We start from the raw sequence: 20,391 nt of genomic DNA, 5'->3' as shown, positions 1-20,391 counted from the left end.
TTTATTCATTACAAACCGGGCTTTAGTTCCACGGATGGCGTGCCGGCTTGATGCCGTTCAAGTAGTAGTTGCCCACGAGGTGATATTTCCAGCGCACCGGATCGTGCAGCGTATGCGTGCGCGCATTGCGCCAGTGGCGATCGAGGTTGTGCACGGCTAACGTCGATTGAGTACCCGCCAATTCGAACAGCTTTTCGCTGGCAAGCAAGGCAATCTCCGTGGTCAATACTTTTGCTTCGCCGACCGCTACTGACGCGCGGGCTATATCGTCCTCGCTCGGCGCTTCTGCTTGCGCCGCGATTGCGTCCAGCGTCCGCGCCGCACGTTCGAGCAACGCCTCGGCCGCGTGCAACTGGATGTGAAGATGGCCCACCTCGCGCACGACAAGCGGATCGTCGCTTGCGCGCTCCACGCCGCTATCGATCCACGGCCGCGAGCGTTCGCGTACGAATTTCAGCGTGTCATCCACCGCCGCCCGCCCGATACCCGCGTCGATAGCAGCCTGGATGATCTGGGAGATCGGGCCATTGAGCGTCGGCGAGTCCGTTACCCGGTGCGCGGGAAATACGTGAGATGCCTGCACCCGCACCTGCTCTGCGATAACCGTGCCGCTCGCCGTCGTGCGCTGGCCGAAACCCGACCAGTCATCGATGACCTGAAGCCCTTGCGTACCCTTGGGAATATAGGCAAGCCAACCACGGCGCTCGTCGTCGAGACCCAAAATAGGTACGTAGTCCGCGAACAACGCACCGGTCGAATAGAACTTCGTGCCGTGGACGACGTACTCGTCACCCTTGGCCGTAACGCGTGTCTTCAAGTCGAGGACGTGTTTCGTGCCCTTCTCCGAAAAACCGTTGCCGAAGCGCTTGCCCCGCAGTATCTCGCCGAAGAAAAATTGCTTTTGCGGCTCGCTTCCCGTTAGCGCAATGATGTCCACAAGTCCCAGATGATTCTGGGGCAATTGCGCAAGCGACGGATCGGCGGCGGCAATGATCTCGATGACTTCGGTCAGCGTCACATACGACACACCGGCACCGCCGTATTCTTTCGGCACCGTGATTGCCCACAAACCGGCTTGCGAAAACCAGTCGATTTCCTCGTGCGGCAAACGGCGATCGCGATCGCGCTCACTAGCCTGCTCAGCAAGACGAGCCGCGACTTCATGGGCGACAACAATGGCCTCGGCATCGTCGCGGATGATGCGGACTGGTACTGAATCAATCTTCGCAGGACGCGTTGCTGTGTCTTCCGGAATGGCTGACATGCTTACCCTTTTATGTATAGGACCGCCATCAATCTAGCAGCGCCTCAACCGGGTTCAAACCGAACGATAACGCTAAGGACATCAACGCAACGCTGCTACGCTTAGCTCCATTTCTTCTTAGCGAAAATTCAACGCGCAGCCTGCCTGCCGATGCTGAACGTAAATGCCAGCGCCCCTACGAGCAGCGCGCCTTTGATAAAATCCTGCATGTAGTAAGGCGCATTGAGCATGGTCAGTCCGTTAAGCAACACACCGACAAACACGGCGCCGACAACCGAGCCCAGCACGTTGGGACGCTTGGCGCCCCACACCGCATAACCGATCAGCGCGGCGGCTACCGCATCCAGAAGAAGCGAATTGCCCGCACCGACGTCGCCGCGCCCGACGCGCGCGGCAATCAACGCGCCGCCAAGCGAAGCGATCACGCCCGATGCAACATACGCCGCTACGCGATAACGCGCGGTTGGAGCACCCGCTAGCCGCGCGGCCGTTTCGTTACCGCCGGTTGCATAGACCACGCGGCCCCATCGCGTGAATTCCATGACCAGAACGGCAATCAGCGTGACCACCGCGAGCGCGATCACCGGCACGGGTACGACATCGAGCCAGCGAGCCCGTCCGAGCGCCAGGAAGGCCGCGGGAAACGATCCCGTGGTCTCCGTGCCGTCCGGCAGAATCGTGCCTGTAGCCAGCGAGCGCCCGCCCGTTGGAATCAGTTGCAGTCCAGCCAGCAGGAACAGTGTGCCGAGCGTTGCGAGCTGATCGGGGACACGAAGACGCGTGATCAGCAAGCCGTTAAAAAGTCCTGCACCGACGCCTAGTGCGAGACACGCCGCAATAGCTGTGAACGCGTTGCCGTGCCACACGACCAGCACGTAGCTCGCGGCCATCTGGGCGGTCGCGGCCGTGCTGCCGACGGACAAATCGAAACCGCCGACCGCCAGCGTTATGGTGACGCCGACCGCCAGAAGCGCGACTATCGATGCAGCCTGCAAGATGCTGAACAGATTGTCTACGCTCAGGAATGCCGGCTCTCGCCACGTGAACACGGTGCCCAAAATCACGAGCAGCAACAGGATCCCGCTGCGTTCGAGCTGAGTCCTGATGCTGGTGCGCCTGAACTCCGTTCCAACAGCGGATGTTGCTTCGGTAGAAGCGCCAAGTTTCATACGTCAGGCTCCGGCAAGATCTTCAATGCTTGTTTCAATAATCGAACGATCGAAGCGCAGCACACGGTCTGCCACTTCGAACGCCTCCTCGATGGCGCTGACGAATACCAGCGTCACCCGCCCCGCTGCACTCGCGCGCAACGCGTCCGATGTCCGCGCGAGCGCCAGCATCCACACCCTGGAACGGCTCGTCGAGCAGCAGTACGCGGGCGGGTTCCGCATGCGAACGCGCCAGCACGACCTTTTGCTGATTGCCGCCCGAGAGATTGACCACGCGATCCTCGGGGCCGTTGCATCGAATGGAAAAGCGCTTGATTGCGGATTCGGCCTGCCGGCGTTCGCGCGACCTGTTTATCCATCCGGCCTTGAACCAGCGCGACAGGAACGGGAAACTCAACGTGCCCTCAATCGATGCAAATGGCACGCTGTCAGGAAAGAGCGACGTATGCCAGCGGTCCTCGCCAACAAGGAAGACGCCCGAGCGAATCGCCCCGCCGGCGGAGCTTGGTTGCCATGGCTTGCCATCGAGTGTCATCGTGCCGGCTACAACCGGTTCGATACCAAAGAGCGTTCGGGCAAGCCGCGACTTGCCGCCGCCCACCGGCCCCGCGAACGCGACAATCTCGCCGCGGGCAGCATCGAAGTCTATCGACGGGCCATCCGTACCCGGGAACAATTTCAAGCCTCGAACCTGAAGCCCTTGATTCGCAGTCGAGGGTACAGTTCGACGCTCTCGCGTCTTCGGCAACGCGCGGCCAATCATCGTTTCGATGGCGCCATCGAAATCGAGTGGAGGCTTAAGGTTCGCGACAAGGCGGCCATCCCGGACGATCACCACGCGGTCCGCCATTCGCCTCAGATCGCTGAGCCGATGCGACACCAGCAGCATCGCGACACCACGCTTGCGCAACGCATCGAGAGCCGTAAAAAGACGTTCGGCTTCGGCAGATGAAAGACTTGCCGTCGGTTCATCGAGTATCAGGACTGCCGGCTTGTCTGCGAGGGCGCGGGCCAGCGTGACAAGCTGCCTCGTCGCAAGCGACAGCGTATAGAGCGGCGCGCGCAGATCGACATCGAGGCCAACATGCGCGGCGATGGAACGCGCCTCTTCCAGCCGCGCCGTAGGCCCGACGAACCATGGCGTGGCCGCGTTGTTGAAACGATCGAGCAAGAGGTTGTCCGCAACCGACAGAGCCGGCACGACCGTATCAGCGATCGATTGGTGCATCGTCGCTACGCCCAGCGCCTTCGCTTCCTGCGGTGAGGCCGGTGCGTACGGTTTGCCGTCCAGTTCAAGCGAGCCGCTGTCACCGGGATACACGCCACTCAGTATCTTGACGATGGTCGACTTGCCCGCCCCGTTAGCGCCCATCAACGCGACGACTTCGCCTGCCGCTATCGAAAGATCGAATCGATCGAGCGCAACGGTCGGGCCGAAGCGTTTCGACACCGAGCGCGCGACTAACACTGGCAGGCCGGCCGTGAGGTCGTGGCCGTTGTCCCTGGCGTGGGCGCATCTTCGTCGTCGATATCATGTGCGGTCGGCTCATAGCGGATCAACACGAGGAACACGATCGGAATTACGGCTGCCAACGCTACGATCCAGAACATGTCGGTGCTAAAACGCGCCTTGAGGATGGGCAATACGAACAACGCCAACGCACTGCCGATACCGGCAAGCGACCGGCCGAAACCTACACCCGTGCCGCGAATCGAAGTCGGATAAGACAACGCCGGATAAATCATCATTTGCGCGCCGGGGCCAAAACCTTCAGCAAACAACCATGTGCCCAACATCAGGACGGCGAGTCCGATACCCAGCGCCGCCTGCGGATGTCCGATCAGCGCCAGCGCGATCAGCGAAACGAATTGCAACGCAAAGCCTGCTATTGCAACATGCCGCGATGGGAATTTATAGGCGAGACGCATGCCGAGCAAACCACCTGTCAGTGCAAACAGCAGGTTAAGCCCAAGCGACGCTGCGATTGTTTCGAACACACCCGCGCCGAGGAATTGCGACAGTATCGACGGCAGGAAAAAGGCGATCGCGGTGTATTCAAACGGGATGCAGAGATTCATCACGCTGGCGACCAGCGTGCGTTGCAAATAAGGCCGCTGGAACAACACGCGGAATTTGACCGGCGGCTGCTTCGACACTTTCTGTTCCTGCGCGTCGTCCACGGCATGTGCGTGAATGCCGTACGACTCGCGCAGGATACGCACCGCTTCTTTCAGATTGCCCTGGTTCGCAGCCCACAACGGCGACTCGTTCATGAACTTGCTGCGGACCATGATGATGACCAGCGCGGGCACCGCCCCGAAGATGAGCGATGCCCGCCAGAGCCAGTCTGCATGCTGAGCAGGCAGAAAAAAGTACAACGCGAACACAATCAGAAAACACGCTGACGACGCCGCGTACCACATCGGGCACCACGCCGCGAGCCGCGACGCCTTGTTCCCGCGCCCGTTGAACTTGGAGAATTCAGAAAGGAACGCCATCGCCACCGGTAAGTCGATGCCAACGCCCAATCCCATCACGAAGCGTGCCGCAATCAGTACCCAGACATTCGGCGCAAGCCCCGCTGCAATGGCTGCGACAACGAAGAACAGCATGTCGGCCATGAAGACCTGGTAGCGGCCGATTTTGTCAGTAAGCCACCCTCCGGCAAGACTGCCGAGTATGGTTCCGATCATGATCGATGAGCTGACAAACCCGCTTAGCGCAGGGGTCAAATTGAATTCGCGCGTGACGTCCTGAATGCCGTATGAAAGTGTCGTGAGATCGTAAGCGTCGAGAAACACACCGCCTAACGCGAGCATAACAATCACGCGAGCGTGAGTGTTCTTCGACCGGCTGTTGTTGATCAGGCGCGATACGTCACTGGCCGATCCAATCGGCAATGACGCAGGCAAGACGGTTTCAATGTCGACGGTGCTCAAGATGCGCCTCCTTGCTTGATGGGGTTCCACGGCAAAGAAGCTTTATACGGATAGCTATCGTGTCAGGCAAAGAACAAGTTTTTCTTTCGATATGAACGGCTCAAGGGCAAGCACCGATGATCTGCGGCAAGGGTTCGCTCGATGCACTCGTCTTTACAGCCACGCACATATGCAAAGCTGAAATCGTTAGAGCGGTCGATCGATTCGGCGACTACATTGTCTGGTTCTTAGAGAGAAATTAAAGAGAAAATCGAGCAATCGACAGCCATGAGCAAAACCATCCATTTCAACGCGTTCGAGATGAACTGCGTCGGTCATCAGTCGCCGGGCTTGTGGTCTCATCCACGCGACCGGTCATCGCAATACAAGGACCTCAAATACTGGACCGATCTTGCAAAAATTCTCGAGAAGGGTTTCTTCGACGGCATCTTCATAGCCGACGTAATCGGTTATTACGACGTCTACAAAGGCAGCAACTACCACGCGATCCATCAGGCGGCGCAGATCCCGGTCAACGATCCGCTGCAACTCGCGGCGCCCATCGCAATGGTGACCGAGCACCTGGGCATCGGCATCACGGCGTCGACGACCTTCGAGCATCCTTACACATTCGCACGCCGCCTCTCGACTGCCGATCACCATACGAAAGGCCGCGTTGGATGGAATATCGTGACGTCGTATCTGGAAAGCGGCGCGAAGAATATCAGCGAAGGCGGCTTGCGCAAGCACGCGAACCGCTATGAAGTGGCGGCGGAATATATCGAGGTGCTGTACAAGCTTTTCGAGGGAAGCTGGGAGGAGGACGCCGTGGTCCGGGACCGTCACAACCGGGTTTTTACGCATCCCGAGAAGGTCCATGAGATAGGTCACCACGGAAAATACTTCGACGTGCCCGGCTACCATCTTTGCGAACCCTCACCTCAGCGCACGCCGGTGCTCTATCAGGCTGGCGCGTCTGGTTCGGGTAAAGCGTTCGCGGCTCAGCACGCCGAGTGCGTATTCGTCGCCGCCCCGACGAAGGAGGTGTTGAAGAGTTATGTCGCAGACGTTCGCCACCAGGCCGCGGGGGCCGGGCGTGACGCCGCCGGATTGCTGATCTATAACCTGGTCACGGTCATTGTCGACGAGACGGATGCCAAGGCGCAGGCGAAGTTCGAAGAGTACCGCCGCTACACCTCGTACGATGGCTCGCTCGTGTTCATGTCGGGTTGGACCGGCGTCGACTTCGGCCAGTACGCGCCGACCGATCTGGTCAGGAAGGTGGAGACCAACGCCATTGTCTCGGCCATTGAACATCTGGCGGGGGGCGCGAAGTCGTGGACGATCGACGAACTCGCGGCATGGGGCGGTATCGGCGGCATGGGGCCGGTCTTCGTCGGTTCCGCGGCAACTGTTGCCGATATTCTGCAAACCTGGGTGGAAGAGACCGGTGTCGACGGTTTCAATCTCGCTTATGCGGTCGCGCACGAGACCTTCGAGGACATCGTCAATTATCTGGTGCCGGAGTTGCAGCGGCGTGGCGTCTATCGCAAGGAATATACGTCTGGCACGTTGCGCGAAAAGCTGTTCGGCAGAGGGCGTTTGTTGCCGGCCGAGCATCCGGGTGCGAGGTATCGGGACATCGAGGCCGTTAAGCGCAAGGAAGCGTTGAGTTCGCTCGAGTAACGAACGGTTTTCTGTTTAAGGCTAACAAGGACCTTGTTCGTCGACCAATATTTTTCTGTCCTCGATGCGGATCGGCACGGGTGTCAGGCTCGCGCCAAGGCACGGACCATCCACGCACACGCCGTCCTCGAACCGAAACATCGCACTGTGATGGGCGCACATGAGAAGCTCGCCGCCATAGGCGCAGAATGTGTTCGGTTCGTAGTTCAACGGGATCGAAAAGTGCGGGCATACATTGCGATAGGCCCATGCGCTGTCTCCTCTGCGCAGCACGAGCACTTCAGCCCGCGCCTCAAAACCTCCGCCGTCCGGCACGTCGTCGAGGGTGCAGAGATGAGCGCTGTCGCTTACTCGATCGCCCATGGTTTCTCACTCCTTCGCGATCAGCACGAAGTCGCGCTCCACCTCGTAGTACGGCTCCGCTCCCTTGTTTTCCCTGAGCACGTACTCCACGACCAGCGACGACTTCACACCAAAGACCGCATCCGATTCAACGTACTTGTCATCGGATGAGAACAAGGCTGTCGTCACGGTCTCGTAACCCGGCGCTTCGATCAGGAAATGCACATGCGCCGGGCGCATCGGATGGCGGCCGGTAGCCGCGAGCATCTTGCCGACCGGACCGTCGTCGGGTATCGGATAGCTGGTGGGCTTGATCGCGCGAAAAGCATATTCGCCTTGCGCGTTCGAGTGGAACCGGCCGCGCAGGTTGCTCTCCGGCTGCTCGGGGTCCTGCCCTTCGTACATGCCGTTGGCAGCCGTCTGCCATACCTCGATGAGTGCGCCGGCTACCGGCTTTCCATGCATGTCGACAAGACGTCCATGAAACAACGCGGGTTCACCCTCGGTTTGCGCAATGTTCGCACCGAAGGCGGCGTCCTTCGCTCCTTCACGATAGAACGGTCCGAGCAAGCTGTTCTCCGTCGACTCCCCTTCACGGCGGTTGTTAATGGCGTCGAGCAGAATCGACAGCCCGAGCGTGTCGGATAGCAGAATGAACTCCTGGCGAATGCCATCGCACTTCTTACCTGTCGCGGTCAGGAATTCGATGCCTTGCCGCCACTCCGTTTGCGTCAACCGCACTTCACGAGCGAAGTTGTGCAGATGCCGCACGAGCGCAGTCATGATCTCCCTGGTACGAGGATTGGTGCAGCCGCTGAACGACTGCAGCACGGTTTCGGTGATGGTCTCGCTGTTCTGGTCTTTCATCGTCTTACCTCAAGGTGCAGCATGCAGGGGGTCCGCGGATTCCGCGGATTCCGCGGATTCTTTAGGCGCGGCTGAAACCGAGGGTCCGGTGTCGAGGAACACGACACGCCGGCCGACGGGAAAAAGTTGCAGGCCGAACCGTCGCGATACGTAACCCCACAATCCCTGCGGGAAAAACATCGTGACGACGATCGCGAGCGTGCCCAGTCCGATCAGATACCAGGTGCCGAAATCCGACAAGAACTTGTTCAGCAGGAAGAATATCAGGGTACCGATGATCGGCCCTTCGAGCGTACCCAGCCCGCCGATCATCACGATGAAAATCGCGAAGGCAGTCCAGTTCACGGAGAACGCGGCGTCGGGCGAAATACGCAGATTGCCCACGAAATAGAGCCCGCCCGCGAGCGCGGCGCCACCTGCCGACACAAGATAAACCCCGAGTCTTGCACGTTTTACATCGACACCCTGGCTGTTCGCCGCCACCGCGTTGTCGCGCATCGCGGTAAGCGCAAGACCGCGTTTAGAGCGCAGGAACACGTACAGCAAGCCGATAGAAGCCGCGACAATGGCAAGCGCCAGCCACAACGTCAGCGATTCGCGCAGCGAGCGCGGCACGTCCTGTAACGCGGTCAGGCTCGTGCCTGAACCGCCGCCAAGCCAGGACACGTTCGCGACCGTCAAGCGGAACACCTCGGCGATCACCCATGTGCCTATGGCGAAGTACCCGCCTTCCAGCCGGAACGCAATGAGCGATACGGGCACCGCGATCAGCACGGCGATAGCGCCGGCAATCGGCACAGCGACAAAGGGCGATACGCCGCCATAGTTGGCGAGCACCAGCATCGCGTACCCGCCAATGCCGAAATACGCCTGCTGTCCGATCGACACCAGACCGCCGTAACCCGCGAGCAGGTTCCACATCATCGCGAAGACCAGATAGGCGGCGATCTGAGTGAAGTCGCGCAAGGTGTCTCGACCCGCCCAGTAGGGGAAACTTGCGACCAGCACAGCGACGATCAAGAGGACCAACACCGCCACTCTGCTTGCACGCGTCGCCCGCCGGATTTCGAAACTTCGCTTACTCACATTCATCACATTCATCACGTTCATTTGGCTCACCTCGCAGCGGGTGTCACGCAGTCTTGGGCAACAGGCCCTGAGGCCGTACCGTCAGCAGCGCAAGAAACAGCACATGACCTAGCCAGATGCCCCAACCAGGATCGAAATAGAAGCCGATCTGCTGAGCGATGCCAAGCGCGATTCCGCCTAGGAACGTGCCCCAGAACGACCCCATCCCGCCGATGATCACCGCCTCGAACGCATACAGCAGCAATGCCGGGCCGTCAGAGGGAGAGACAGCGGTACGCATGGCATAAAGCGTAGCGGCAAGCGCGATCAGCACGAAGGCGATGCTCATCGCGAGGGCGAAGGTCCTGCGCGGCGAGACACCCATCAGTTGCACGATCTCGCGGTCGTCGGAGGTGGCGCGGAAGGCCCGACCGAGCGGCGTGTGGCCGAACAGCCACTGCAGCCCGAGCGTGGCCGCCACCGTGATGGCAAGCGTCAGCAGTGGCAGGAGTCCGAGCGCGATGCCGCCTGGCAACGCAATGCTCATCGATTCGAAACCGCCTGTCGCAAGCGAGCGCGGGTCGGCGGAAAACACTTCTTGCAGCACATTCTGGATCACGATGGAGAGGCCGAACGTGACCACGAGAGATGGCAAGGGGTCGCGGCCGCTTACGCGATTGAGGATGGTGTATTGCACCGCGTAACCCGCACCGAACGCGATTGCGATCAGCAGCGGCACAGCGGCCCAAAGCGGTATGTGAGCCCAGTTCGTGAGGACGAACAGGACGAACACCAGCAGCACGATGAAGTCGCCGTGCGCGGTATTGGTCAGGCGCATGACACCGAACACCAGTGACTGGCCCATTGCGAAGAGCGCATAAAGCGCGCCGAGCAAGACGCCCTGCAAGAGGATGTTGATCAGTGAACTCATGAGACCGCTCCGAAATAGGCTTGCGTGATGGCCTCGTCGGAGACCTCGGCCGATGCACCCGACAACGACACGCGACCCTCCTGAAAGCAATAGAAGCGCTTCGACACGCGCCGCGCGAGTTGCACGTCCTGCTCGACGACGATCGCGCTCATGCCGTCGGCGACAATCGACGGCAGGGCGGCATAGATTTCCCTGACAATCACAGGTGCGAGGCCGAGAGAAAGTTCGTCGCACATGAGAAGTTCCGGATTACTCATCAACGCACGGCCAAGTGCGACCATCTGCTGCTGCCCACCGGACAGCGCAGTTGCCGGATGATGCCGCCGCTCCTTCAGCACAGGGAAAAGCGCGTATACGGTATCGAGACTCCAGCGACCGGGCCGCGAACAATACGCGCCGAGCATCAGGTTTTCTTCCACCGACAAACTCGCGAAAAGCCGCCGCCCTTCCGGCACGAGTGCAATGCCCTTGCCAACGATGCGTGCAGCCGCCATGCCGCCGACCGGCTCACCCTTGTAGACAATCTGCTGCGCGGGCGCGCGCAAGAGTCCCGCCAGCGCCTTCAGAAAGGTTGACTTACCCGCCCCGTTAGAACCGATCAACGCAATCACTTCACCACGGTTGACTGTTACGTCGATGCCGAACAACGCCTGGAAGTCGCCGTAAAAAGCAGTCAGGCCGTGAGTTTCAAGAATGACCGGCATGATCAAGCCTCCAGGCCGAGATAGACTCGCTTGACTTCAGGGTTGTCCATCACGGCAGCAGGTAAGCCTTCCGCGAGGTGCTTGCCGAAGTGAATGACGAGCAGCCGGTCGGCGACAGCAAGCAATGCATGCACCACATGCTCGATCCATACGATCGTCACGCCTTGCTCCTTGACGCGCCGGATTTCATCGACGAGTTCGTGTGTCTCCGGCTCCGTGAGACCGCCCGCGATTTCATCGAGCAGCAGGAGTTTCGGCCGCGTCGCCATCGCCCGAGCAAGTTCGAGGCGCTTGCGGTCGAGCAGCGTGAGTGTGCTCGCCAACTGGTTCGCGCGGCGCTTAAGGCCGGTGCGCTCCAGCACGTCGATGCACAGCCCGGCGGCTTCGCGCTCCTTCAGCGCGCCGCCGAAAGTCGCGCCGACCAGGAGGTTCTCGAACACCGTCATCCCGCCGAAGGGACGCGGCACCTGATACGACCGGCCGATGCCCGCAATACATCGGCGATGCGGCGCCAGCGCGGCGATATCCGCACCGTCGAATTCGATCGCACCGGCGTCCGGGCGTGTATCGCCGCTGATGAGGTTGAAAAGCGTGGTCTTGCCCGCGCCGTTCGGTCCGAGGATCCCATAGGTTTCGCCTTGCTCGATCGCGAAGCTGATGTTGTCGGTGACCTTCAGCGCGCCGTAGCGCTTCGACACGCCCATCAATCTAAGAACGCAGCTCATTCTCGTGCCTCCTCTACCCGATCAGTTTGAGCGGGCCGGACAACGGCACGTTCGGCGCGAGCTGGTTGTTCACGATCGCGAGGTCGAAGCGATGCGTCTGCCCTTTGACCCACTGACCACCAACGAGCGGCGTCTTTGCGACGTTCTTCACCGGTCCGCTGCCCCACGCGACGTGACCGACGACCGTGTCCAGCTTCGTCGAAGCCACTGCGTCGCGAATCGCTTCGTTTGAATCGACGTCCTTGCTGCGCTTGAGCGCATCGACAGCAATCTCGAAAAGCGCATGCGCGAAGCCGATGGGCTGGGTCCATTGCTTGGATGTCGCCTTCTCGTAGGCGTCGGCCAATTGACGTGCCGACTGCCCCGTCAGCGACGACTTGAACGGGTGCGAGGGCGACCACCACACTTCCGTCGAGAGGCCATCGCCGAGATCGCCCAGCGCTTCGATCGAAGTCGGGAACAGCAGTGCCTTGCCGATAGAAATGACCTTCGGTTTGAAACCCTGCTGGCGCGCCTGGACCAGAAAGTTCTTCGCGTCAGGAGGAATCACGACGCCCGTCACGATCTGCGCGCCGCCCTGCTTGAACGCGGCGATCTGTGCGGAGAAGTCCTGAGTCATGGACTGAAAACGGCCGGGGTCCTTCAGCGTAAAACCCTTTTGCGCGAGCACCGGCGGAAAGCCGAGCTTGCCGTCGCCCCACGCGTTGCCGTCGCCGTCGTTTGGAAAGAGTCCGCCTACCGACTTGTTGGTCTGCACCGACTGCCACATGCCGGTGTAGACGGCGATCACGTCTTCAAGGCCCCAGAAGAAGTGATACGTGAAGCGAAAACCCTTCTTCGGATCGCCCTTCCTGCCGAAGAACCACGGTTGCCACGGCACGACGGTCGAGACGCACGGCATCTCGTTGATCTCGCATGCGTCGCTCACGGGATTGGCCGTTTCGGGCGTGCCCGAAACCAGCATGATGTCGACCTTGTCCTTCAGGATCAGGTCGTTCGCTACCTCGCCGGCGCGGTTCGGATTCGACTGGCTGTCCTTGACCACTATCGCGACGGCGTACTGCTTGCCGTTGATCGCAATCCCGGCCTTAAGCGCGGTCTGCATCTGTTCGATGATAAAGCGATCGGCTTCGCCAAACGGCGCGAGCGGCCCCGTTTGCGGCGACACGTAACCGATCTTCAGCGTGCGTGTGCCCGCAGCATTTGCGATGCGCGCGAGCAAAGGTGAAGCTGCAACAAGCGCACCGCCCGCTGCGAGCCTCACGAAATGACGGCGAGCGCCGTCGATGGAATGATCGTCCATGCTTGTCTCCTTCAGTCTCTTATCGTGCTGCGCCGGCCTTCTTGCGTGCCTGGCTCAGAGGTATTCAGTCCGGTCGTCGCCCTTCGTAAGCGGCCACCAGCAAAGCCCGCAATGCCGCGCGTTCAAGCGGCCTTGGATTCCAGTACGGGTTCTTCAATGCAATATCCAGCGCAATGTCGATGTCCGGTTCCTTCAGCCCGATATCCTTCAACGCCGTCGGTGCGCCGTTGTCACGGGCGAGATCGAACACCCCTTGCGCGGCGTCTGTCGTCCCGAGTGCACGTGCGATGCGCTGCATGGCATGCGGCGCGGCTTCGCGGTTGTACGCAAGTGCATGGGGCAACACGATCGTATGTGTCTCGGCGTGCGGCAAGTTGAAGGTGCCACCGAGCGTGTGGCACAGCTTGTGATGCAACGCCATGCCGACACTGCCGAGCACCGCGCCGCACAACCATGCGCCGTAGAGACAATCGCCGCGCGCATCTATATCGTCGGGGCGCGCGACCACGCGTCCGATTCCCTGTCCCAACGCGCGAATGCCTTCCTCCGCCATCAGCCCGATAATCGGATTCGCGTCCTGCGCGTATAGTCCTTCCGCCGCGTGCGCAATCGCGTTGATGCCACTTGTGACGGATAGCGAGACAGGCAGCGACAGCGTCAGCGCGGGATCGTAGATCACGGTCCTCGGCAACACGCGCAGATCACGGCCGGTCTTCTTCAAACCCGCGTCGGTGAGGCCGTAGATAGGCGTCATTTCCGAGCCTGCGTAGGTGGTCGGAATCGCGACGACAGGCAGCGATGAAGTCAGTGCAATGGCCTTGCCAAGGCCGGTCGTGGAACCGCCGCCGATTGCCACTGCGCAGTCGGCGCCGAGCCTCGCAGCGTAGTCACGAGCCTCCTGCGCGGTCTCGACAGGCACATGCATGACCGCCTTGGCAAATACGCCGACGGCACGCATCCCGAGTCGCTCGGCTATCGCTTTGGCCTGCTCGCGCTGCTGAGGCGTGGACAGCACAATGACCCGTTTCGCGCCGAGCAGATCGATTTCCCGTTCGAGATGGTCGATGCCGCCTGCACCGAACACCACGCGCGAGGGCAAGCCCTGGTAGATGAATGCGTCCATGATCAACGCGGGTAATAAGGCGGAATGTTCGCGTCGACATTCACCCAGACCGACTTCGCCTGCGTGTATTCGCGCATCACTTCAAAGCCCATCTCGCGACCATAACCGCTTGAACCTACCCCGCCGAACGGCGACGCCGGACTGACGCGCTTGTAGCAATTGATCCAGACCATGCCGCTTTTCAACTGACGCGCAAAGAGATGCGCGCGCTGCAGATCGCGTGTCCACATGCCCGCGCCGAGGCCGTATTCCGTGCCGTTGGCAATCGCCAATGCTTCTTCGTCGCTCCCGAACGTGCTCACCGTTACGAACGGCCCGAACACCTCTTCCTGCGACACGCGATCGCCCGGTTTGGCCGCAACAATGGTGGGTTCAACGTAACAACCGCCGGCAAGCGCAGCGATATCCGGCGCCTTGCCGCCCGACAAAATGCGACCACCCTGCTCGCGTGCGACATCGACATAGGAGAGCACGCGGTCACGATGATGACGCGACGTCAGCGGTCCCATCTCCGTCGCCGGATCGAGCGGATCTCCTATCTTGATGGAGCGTGCAAGCGTGATAAAACGTTCGAGCAGTTCGTCGGCTATCGCTTCATGCACGATCAGCCGCGATGCCGCAATGCACGCCTGCCCCTGGTTATGAAAGATGCCAAACGCGGAGCCTTGCACAACGGCGTCGAGATTGGCGTCGGCGAATACGACGTTCGCGCCCTTGCCGCCCAGTTCGAGTTGCACCTTCTTGAGATTACCGGCCGAGGCCTGCACGACCTTGCGCCCGACCGCTGTCGATCCGGTAAACGCCACCTTGCTGATCTCCGGATGCTCGGCGATATATTGCCCCGCCACCTGACCGAGACCCGGCACGATGTTGACCACACCTGCAGGAAAACCGACCTCGGCCATCAGTTCGGCAATCGCAAGACTGGAGAGCGGCGTGAGTTCGGCGGGTTTCATGATCACGCAATTGCCGGCGGCAAGCGCGGGCGCCATCTTCCAACTCGTGAACATCAGCGGAAAATTCCATGGCACCACCTGGCCGACAACACCGACCGGTTCGCGCGTCACATAGTTTAGAAAACCCGCTTCAACCGGAACCACCGAACCTTGGAACTTGTCGGCCATACCGCCGAAATAGCGGAACGTGACGGCCGTGCGCGGCACATCGAGATTGCGGGTATCGCGAATCGGATGCCCCGTATCCAGCGACTCGAGTCGGGCCAGTTCATCCGCATTCGCTTCGATTGCATCGGCGAGCTTGAGCAGCAGACGGCCTCGATCCATCGCCGCCATGTTGCTCCACTTCGGAAACGCGGCTTTTGCCGCTGCCACAGCGCGGTCGATATCGGCGTGCCCGGCCATCGATACATTGGCGATCACGGAGTTGTCGTGCGGGTTGAGCGAGGCCAGCGTCTCGCCGCTCTCGGCGGGAACGAAGCGGCCATTGATGAACAGTTGCGTTTGCATGGTGGTCCTACCTGAAAGAATCTGAAGACACAGCCCTGCCCGCGATGCCAGCGAGACTGGCGTCACTAGGGGCTCAGAGAAGCGAAAGAGGATTTAGAGCGGCACGGGATACGGCGACAGTTCACCGCTTTCATAACGCTTGGGCAGATCAGGCGTCGCGTTCTCCCAGACGAGCAGCATCGAGCGTTTTTGCGAATATCCCTTGTGGCGAATATCGGCGGGCATGGCCGCAATGTCACCAGCGTTCATCGTGATGCGGGCGCGCGGTTCGCCGGTGTCTTTATCGCCGACGTCCCAGATGATCTGGTCGGAGAGTTGCAAGAACCACTCCACACGATCGTTGCCGTGAAAGACCGGCAGCACGAATTCCTCGGTCGTCGGGCAAAAGAGGCTTTGCTTGCACACGGACGTCACCGACGGATTCCACGTCACGTCCGAACGCGACAGGTACTTGAAGAGACTGAACGCATGCAGATCATGTTCGAAACCCGGTTCGGCGTGGATCTCCGGCTCGTCCTGCGCGACATCGGCGAACTGACGGTTGACAGGAAGGTCATCGCGTAACGGCGAATCTCCTTCGATCCCCGGCATGCGCTTCGTTGCAATGCGGGTACGCTCAATTGCACCGATGTTGTCGCCGTGCTTGATACCGAATGCCGAGCCCGTTTCTTCGGGAGCGGCGAACGGATCAAAACCTTCGTTGACCCAGTCCTTCAGGATCGCCTTGAAAGTCGCCATGATCAGCGGCGTTTCGAACTGCTGCGTGTAGTCGACGCCGGCTTCCTTGAAGCTCGCGTTATACGAACCCGCATACATGTCCACGCGACCGTAGTGATTGCGCGTGCCGATCACTTCGTCGAAGTTGACCCAGCCGTAGAAAAACCCCCACGCCACGTCGCGCATCATGGCGCGCAGGAAGTCGTCGGCGTGCATCTGGTGGGAACGGCTCTCGCCCTTTGACGGCCATTTGACCGTAACGAAATAAGCGTCGCGGCTGAATTCGAAATCGCCTAGCGTGAACGTGCGGTAACCACTCGTCTTGTCCGGGTCGGTTGCGGTGACGCTTTGAAGCACTGCTGTCTGGTCCATGACTTACTCCTGGAAGGTTGATCGGGTCGATAGGGCGGCTCGCGCCTCACTCACTGAATGCAGATCTCGGCCCACTTCTCGATGGAACACGGACCCAGGATGGTCTGGATCAGCAGGACGCCTGTTTCACGAGCCTCGAATTTATACGCAGCGCCGGCGGGCAGCAGCGCCTGATGGCCGCGACGCAGCCGCACGTAACCCATCGGCTGGCCCGCGGGTTCGCCTTCGAGACGCACGCTGCCCTCTGTATTGGCATTGACGAGCGAACCGTCAGATAGCTTGATGAAATGCACGTCGATCTCGCCGTCGAGCACCACCGCGAACTCGTCGTGCGATGCGCTGAACCATGGCGATGACCCTTCCGCCCGGAGCGTCTCGATCACATATTTGAGGTTCTTGCCGACCACCACTTTTTCGTACGGCGCAGCATGGCTCGCTACCTCGAATACATTGGACATGGCGTAATGTCCGGGTTTGCCCTTGATGATTTCGATGGAGCCCTTGCGGTAATTGCCGAGGCTGCCGAGATAGGTCTCTTGCATATCTGTCTCCATTGCTCCGTGAAATACGGTGTGTGATCGCGTTGCCTTGGAACGAAGATTAGGGCGGCGCGCGCAACACGGCAATGGATCGAGGTTCGCGTTTGGCGAACCATGCGTGCTCGCAAAAGACGCTAGGGAAAGTACTGAGACGGTTGCCGCGTGCCGGTTAGCCGGTTATGCGGTTCACGCATCGCCAAGTTCGTCGTCGACGTTCCTGGTTTCGTCGTCTGGCGGCGAGATGCCGAGCGCCCGGTCCCACTGCGGCTCGCGCAGATATCGCGCACGCAGGAAATCGACGAAGGCCTTCACTTTTGTGGTCGACCTGTGGGACGCCGGATAGACCGCCGAGAGCCATAGCGGCGGTGCAGCATACTCGGGCAGCACCCGTTCGAGGCGCCGTTCGAGCAGATCGGCGGCAGCGACCATGGTGGGCAGATACGCGACGCCGGCGCCGGCTCGCGCGAATTCGAGCAGCAGGTGCACGCTGTTCGTTTTAAGCACTGGATTGAGCGCGATCTCGAAGCATTCGTTGCCTTTCATGAGCGGCCACTTGTCGCCCCACGGGTAATACGAATAACGCGCGAAGTCGTGCCGCACCAGGTCCAGCGGCGTTTCTATGACAGGTTCCTCCTTGAGGTAACCAGGCGCCGCGCACAGGACGCCGCGCACCGGAAAGAGCTTGCGCTCGACCAGCAGGTTCGACGCTGGCGGATAAATTTGCAGCGCCAGATCGAATCCTTCCTGCACCGGATCGATCACGCGATCGTTAACCGTGACCACGAACTCGATACGCGGGTGCGCCTCGCGAAAGGCAATCAGCGCGTGCGAAAAATGACCCAGCGCGAAACCAGGCAGCACGTGAACGTTGAGCGTGCCGCTGAGCGAATGCGTTTCGGCGCTCGTGCGGCCGGACAGTTCGTGGACTTTATTGACGAGCTGGGCGCAGTCGCGATAATACGATTCACCCACTTCGGACAGACGCACGGCGCGCGTCGAGCGGTGAAAGAGCGCGACGTTGAAATGCTCTTCAAGCTGCTTGACGCGCGACGTCACCACCGATTTCGCGACGCCAAGCTGGCGTGCCGCGTTAGCGAAGCTCTGCGCTTCGGCTGCGCGCACGAACGCTTCCATCGATATGAAAAGGTCCACGCTGTCTCCTGATCGATTGGTTCGAACATCTGTTCTCTGTGGAGATTCTAGTTTTTTTCCGGGCAGCGCGACGTACGCGCGCAGGACCTGAATTGTTCTTAAGGCAAGACTTAATAGAAACGCTAGGTGGTCAAATCGTGCAGCTTGCGCATGCCTTCGCGCAACCAGTCCAGCACCGTGTGCTCTGTGCCTGCAGGCACAGGTACTTCGGCGCTCAGCTTGCGCAGGGTGTCTTGCTGTTGCGACAGAAGCTGGCACATCTGTTGGCCGATCTCCGGCCGGCTCTTCAACAAAGGCGTCAGGTCCGCTTTATCGAGACGGTAAATCACGGCACGTGTCAACGCGATGATTTGTGCTTCAACAGGCAGCCCCGCAAGCACGCCTGCTTCACCGATGGAATCCCCCGGTCCCAAGCGCGCGGATTCGACCGGACGGGAGGGTCCGGCAACCACCACCGAGACGACACCTGACTCGACGATCATCAGGTAGTCGGTCACCGTATCGGACTCGACCACCACTTGATCGGCCTCGTATTCATGACGAGACAGTCTCCCGGACAATGCTTCAAGTTCTTCGCCTTGCAAGGCGCGGAAAAGATCGACTTGTGACAGAAGCCGTCGCCGGTTGTCGGCAGCGTCGCGACGTGGCGGCCGCGGGACACCCAATGGCCAGAGCTCGATTCCGGCCGCAGCAAGATGACGGTGGCATAGATCGTAAAGCTGGTTCGTGACGGCAATTGTCTTGCTCATGTCGTCGATATAAACCGTGACTTCGTATTCAATCGAATTGATCGAAGCCTTCTTGATGAGAATATTGGGGGCCGGGGTTTGCAGCATCATGCTGCTTCCCGTCACCGCGCGTTCCAACGCGCCAAGCACGGTAGCCGGGCGTTCTTCCGGCGATATCTGCAGTGCGATGGACACGCCGTGGAGCGCCACGGGACGACTGCTGTTCGTGATTTTCGTTTTGGCCGCGACAGCGTTTGGAACAATGACGATATTGCCTTGGGAAGTGAGCAGGTGCGTTGCGCGCCAGTTCATTTCCAGTACCTTGCCGTCCACGCCATCCACCGATACCCAGTCCCCGATGTGATAAGGCTCGGTCGTATTCAGCACGATCCCGGCGAACACGTCGCTAAGCGTGCTCTGTATTGCAAGGCCCAGGACAATGGCGAGCGCGCCCGACGTCGCAACCAGTCCCGTCACCGGTAGCCCCAGCACGAATGCAAGCGAAGCAACTACGGCGGCGAGAAAGACCAGCGCGCCCAGCACGTCCTGGAAAAGGCGCTCCCTGTGCCAGTGACGCGATCGGAACGCTGCATCCAGCGACAGGGTAAGGAGCCGCGCCCCGATGAGCCACCACGAAACCTCGAGGATCTGAGCGGCGAGATGGCGGCCCGGAGATTCAGGCCACGGCGCCGGCGTGAAAGGACTCAACGCTGACCCGAACAACAATGCGCTAAGCAGCGCGAAGATCACCAATCTGAGCAGCAGACGAACGGTGTCGTGGCGAGGAAACGCGGCGCGCCAGAGCACGACGTCCACCACGACCAGCACGAATCCAAGAACCATGGGATCCTTCACAAGACTGCTCCCGACGGAAAGGACCTAAGCATACGACAAACAATTCCAGGTGAGGACCCGGGGTTGACAAGCGTATCGATATAGGAGGTTTCGTCACGACTATTTCCGAGGGGGCTTTTGTTTGTTGCTAGCGCCTGGCCAATCCGCGTAGTTGAAAATCTCAAGCGTTGTGCGAATTACTTGGGCCCTGTTCGTGCAGCCGCTGCAAAGGCTGCACGCGTGCTCGCGCTTCCGCCCGCACAGCGGCCGCGGGCAAAGACGTATCGTGTTGCCTTGAGCCGAAAAATTGAGCAGCTACGACAAAGCGGTACGTCCGAGGGCAAAGGTCGGGCGTGCCGGAAGCGTGTTCGTGTGTGAACGATTGACGCGCGCGCTGCAGATAACAACAACGATCGTAAGTCGGAGAGGGGGTGTAATTAGTTTTGTGTAAACGGTCATTTGGCAGGAGACTGCCAGCATCT

The 20,391-nt window shown here is 60.2% G+C and carries 17 protein-coding genes and 1 pseudogene; 1 reads left to right on the top strand and 17 read right to left on the bottom strand.

Features of this window, described 5'->3' with window-relative positions:
• Nucleotides 1-22: 22 nt before the first annotated feature.
• From M0D69_RS27725 to M0D69_RS27710, 4 genes and pseudogenes are all read right to left on the bottom strand, one after another.
• Nucleotides 23-1,264 (bottom strand): SfnB family sulfur acquisition oxidoreductase, encoded by a 1,242-nt coding sequence (locus tag M0D69_RS27725; RefSeq protein ID WP_301785062.1) that lies wholly within the window; start codon nt 1,262-1,264, stop codon nt 23-25.
• Nucleotides 1,265-1,392: 128 nt separating this feature from the next.
• Nucleotides 1,393-2,433 carry an ABC transporter permease gene (locus M0D69_RS27720; protein WP_301785061.1) on the bottom strand — a complete coding sequence of 347 codons (1,041 nt, stop codon included), beginning with the start codon at nt 2,431-2,433 and terminating at the stop codon, nt 1,393-1,395.
• A gap of 3 nt (nt 2,434-2,436) precedes the next feature.
• Nucleotides 2,437-3,907, bottom strand: a pseudogene (locus M0D69_RS27715) (sugar ABC transporter ATP-binding protein).
• On the bottom strand, nt 3,895-5,373 hold the full coding sequence (locus tag M0D69_RS27710; protein WP_301785060.1) for an MFS transporter: 1,479 nt from the start codon (nt 5,371-5,373) through the stop codon (nt 3,895-3,897). The pseudogene M0D69_RS27715 and the gene M0D69_RS27710 overlap by 13 nt, the downstream one beginning before the upstream one ends.
• Before the next feature lie 267 nt (nt 5,374-5,640).
• Between M0D69_RS27710 and M0D69_RS27705 the strand changes: the two genes are divergently transcribed.
• On the top strand, nt 5,641-7,038 hold the full coding sequence (locus M0D69_RS27705) for an LLM class flavin-dependent oxidoreductase (protein ID WP_301785059.1): 1,398 nt from the start codon (nt 5,641-5,643) through the stop codon (nt 7,036-7,038).
• A gap of 21 nt (nt 7,039-7,059) precedes the next feature.
• On the opposite strand, the gene M0D69_RS27700 is transcribed toward M0D69_RS27705, so the two are convergent.
• The 13 genes from M0D69_RS27700 to M0D69_RS27640 form a co-directional block, all read right to left on the bottom strand.
• On the bottom strand, nt 7,060-7,401 hold the full coding sequence (locus M0D69_RS27700; protein ID WP_301785058.1) for a Rieske 2Fe-2S domain-containing protein: 342 nt from the start codon (nt 7,399-7,401) through the stop codon (nt 7,060-7,062).
• Between the two features lie 6 nt (nt 7,402-7,407).
• A complete protein-coding gene (locus M0D69_RS27695; RefSeq protein ID WP_301785057.1) occupies nt 7,408-8,247 on the bottom strand; it encodes an intradiol ring-cleavage dioxygenase in 840 nt (279 codons plus the stop codon).
• Nucleotides 8,248-8,256: 9 nt separating this feature from the next.
• Nucleotides 8,257-9,357 (bottom strand): branched-chain amino acid ABC transporter permease, encoded by a 1,101-nt coding sequence (locus tag M0D69_RS27690; RefSeq protein WP_301785056.1) that lies wholly within the window; start codon nt 9,355-9,357, stop codon nt 8,257-8,259.
• 22 nt (nt 9,358-9,379) lie between these two features.
• Nucleotides 9,380-10,246, bottom strand: coding sequence for a branched-chain amino acid ABC transporter permease (locus tag M0D69_RS27685; RefSeq protein ID WP_301785055.1), 867 nt, complete (start codon nt 10,244-10,246; stop codon nt 9,380-9,382).
• Nucleotides 10,243-10,950: an ABC transporter ATP-binding protein gene (locus M0D69_RS27680; protein WP_301785054.1), complete on the bottom strand. Its 708-nt coding sequence runs from the start codon at nt 10,948-10,950 to the stop codon at nt 10,243-10,245. The genes M0D69_RS27685 and M0D69_RS27680 overlap by 4 nt, the downstream gene beginning before the upstream one ends.
• A gap of 2 nt (nt 10,951-10,952) precedes the next feature.
• Nucleotides 10,953-11,675, bottom strand: a complete 723-nt coding sequence (locus tag M0D69_RS27675) for an ABC transporter ATP-binding protein (protein WP_301785053.1) — start codon at nt 11,673-11,675, stop codon at nt 10,953-10,955.
• A 13-nt stretch (nt 11,676-11,688) separates the two neighbouring features.
• Nucleotides 11,689-12,978 carry an ABC transporter substrate-binding protein gene (locus M0D69_RS27670; protein WP_301785052.1) on the bottom strand — a complete coding sequence of 430 codons (1,290 nt, stop codon included), beginning with the start codon at nt 12,976-12,978 and terminating at the stop codon, nt 11,689-11,691.
• A gap of 64 nt (nt 12,979-13,042) precedes the next feature.
• Entirely contained in the window at nt 13,043-14,101 is a 1,059-nt protein-coding gene (locus M0D69_RS27665) for a maleylacetate reductase (RefSeq protein WP_301785051.1), read from the bottom strand.
• Between the two features lie 2 nt (nt 14,102-14,103).
• Nucleotides 14,104-15,567 carry an aldehyde dehydrogenase family protein gene (locus tag M0D69_RS27660; RefSeq protein ID WP_301785050.1) on the bottom strand — a complete coding sequence of 488 codons (1,464 nt, stop codon included), beginning with the start codon at nt 15,565-15,567 and terminating at the stop codon, nt 14,104-14,106.
• A gap of 93 nt (nt 15,568-15,660) precedes the next feature.
• Nucleotides 15,661-16,656: a hydroxyquinol 1,2-dioxygenase gene (locus tag M0D69_RS27655; RefSeq protein WP_301785049.1), complete on the bottom strand. Its 996-nt coding sequence runs from the start codon at nt 16,654-16,656 to the stop codon at nt 15,661-15,663.
• A gap of 50 nt (nt 16,657-16,706) precedes the next feature.
• Nucleotides 16,707-17,198, bottom strand: coding sequence for a hydroxyquinol 1,2-dioxygenase (locus tag M0D69_RS27650; protein ID WP_301785048.1), 492 nt, complete (start codon nt 17,196-17,198; stop codon nt 16,707-16,709).
• Nucleotides 17,199-17,381: 183 nt separating this feature from the next.
• Nucleotides 17,382-18,347 (bottom strand): LysR family transcriptional regulator, encoded by a 966-nt coding sequence (locus M0D69_RS27645; protein WP_301785047.1) that lies wholly within the window; start codon nt 18,345-18,347, stop codon nt 17,382-17,384.
• A 122-nt stretch (nt 18,348-18,469) separates the two neighbouring features.
• On the bottom strand, nt 18,470-19,918 hold the full coding sequence (locus M0D69_RS27640) for a mechanosensitive ion channel family protein (protein ID WP_301785046.1): 1,449 nt from the start codon (nt 19,916-19,918) through the stop codon (nt 18,470-18,472).
• Between the last annotated feature and the right edge of the window lie 473 nt (nt 19,919-20,391).

The organism is Caballeronia sp. SEWSISQ10-4 2 (assembly GCF_030464885.1).
In the GTDB taxonomy this organism is placed as follows: domain Bacteria; phylum Pseudomonadota; class Gammaproteobacteria; order Burkholderiales; family Burkholderiaceae; genus Caballeronia.
This window is presented reverse-complemented; position numbering and strand designations above follow the sequence as displayed.

What these genes read in the sequence shown, in the direction of transcription:
- M0D69_RS27725 (WP_301785062.1), bottom strand. Translation starts at nt 1,264, where the DNA reads ATGTCAGCCATTCCGGAAGACACAGCAACGCGTCCTGCGAAGATTGAT.
- M0D69_RS27720 (WP_301785061.1), bottom strand. Translation starts at nt 2,433, where the DNA reads ATGAAACTTGGCGCTTCTACCGAAGCAACATCCGCTGTTGGAACGGAG.
- M0D69_RS27705 (WP_301785059.1), top strand. Translation starts at nt 5,641, where the DNA reads ATGAGCAAAACCATCCATTTCAACGCGTTCGAGATGAACTGCGTCGGT.
- M0D69_RS27700 (WP_301785058.1), bottom strand. Translation starts at nt 7,401, where the DNA reads ATGGGCGATCGAGTAAGCGACAGCGCTCATCTCTGCACCCTCGACGAC.
- M0D69_RS27695 (WP_301785057.1), bottom strand. Translation starts at nt 8,247, where the DNA reads ATGAAAGACCAGAACAGCGAGACCATCACCGAAACCGTGCTGCAGTCG.
- M0D69_RS27690 (WP_301785056.1), bottom strand. Translation starts at nt 9,357, where the DNA reads ATGAACGTGATGAATGTGATGAATGTGAGTAAGCGAAGTTTCGAAATC.
- M0D69_RS27685 (WP_301785055.1), bottom strand. Translation starts at nt 10,246, where the DNA reads ATGAGTTCACTGATCAACATCCTCTTGCAGGGCGTCTTGCTCGGCGCG.
- M0D69_RS27680 (WP_301785054.1), bottom strand. Translation starts at nt 10,950, where the DNA reads ATGCCGGTCATTCTTGAAACTCACGGCCTGACTGCTTTTTACGGCGAC.
- M0D69_RS27675 (WP_301785053.1), bottom strand. Translation starts at nt 11,675, where the DNA reads ATGAGCTGCGTTCTTAGATTGATGGGCGTGTCGAAGCGCTACGGCGCG.
- M0D69_RS27670 (WP_301785052.1), bottom strand. Translation starts at nt 12,978, where the DNA reads ATGGACGATCATTCCATCGACGGCGCTCGCCGTCATTTCGTGAGGCTC.
- M0D69_RS27665 (WP_301785051.1), bottom strand. Translation starts at nt 14,101, where the DNA reads ATGGACGCATTCATCTACCAGGGCTTGCCCTCGCGCGTGGTGTTCGGT.
- M0D69_RS27660 (WP_301785050.1), bottom strand. Translation starts at nt 15,567, where the DNA reads ATGCAAACGCAACTGTTCATCAATGGCCGCTTCGTTCCCGCCGAGAGC.
- M0D69_RS27655 (WP_301785049.1), bottom strand. Translation starts at nt 16,656, where the DNA reads ATGGACCAGACAGCAGTGCTTCAAAGCGTCACCGCAACCGACCCGGAC.
- M0D69_RS27650 (WP_301785048.1), bottom strand. Translation starts at nt 17,198, where the DNA reads ATGCAAGAGACCTATCTCGGCAGCCTCGGCAATTACCGCAAGGGCTCC.
- M0D69_RS27640 (WP_301785046.1), bottom strand. Translation starts at nt 19,918, where the DNA reads ATGGTTCTTGGATTCGTGCTGGTCGTGGTGGACGTCGTGCTCTGGCGC.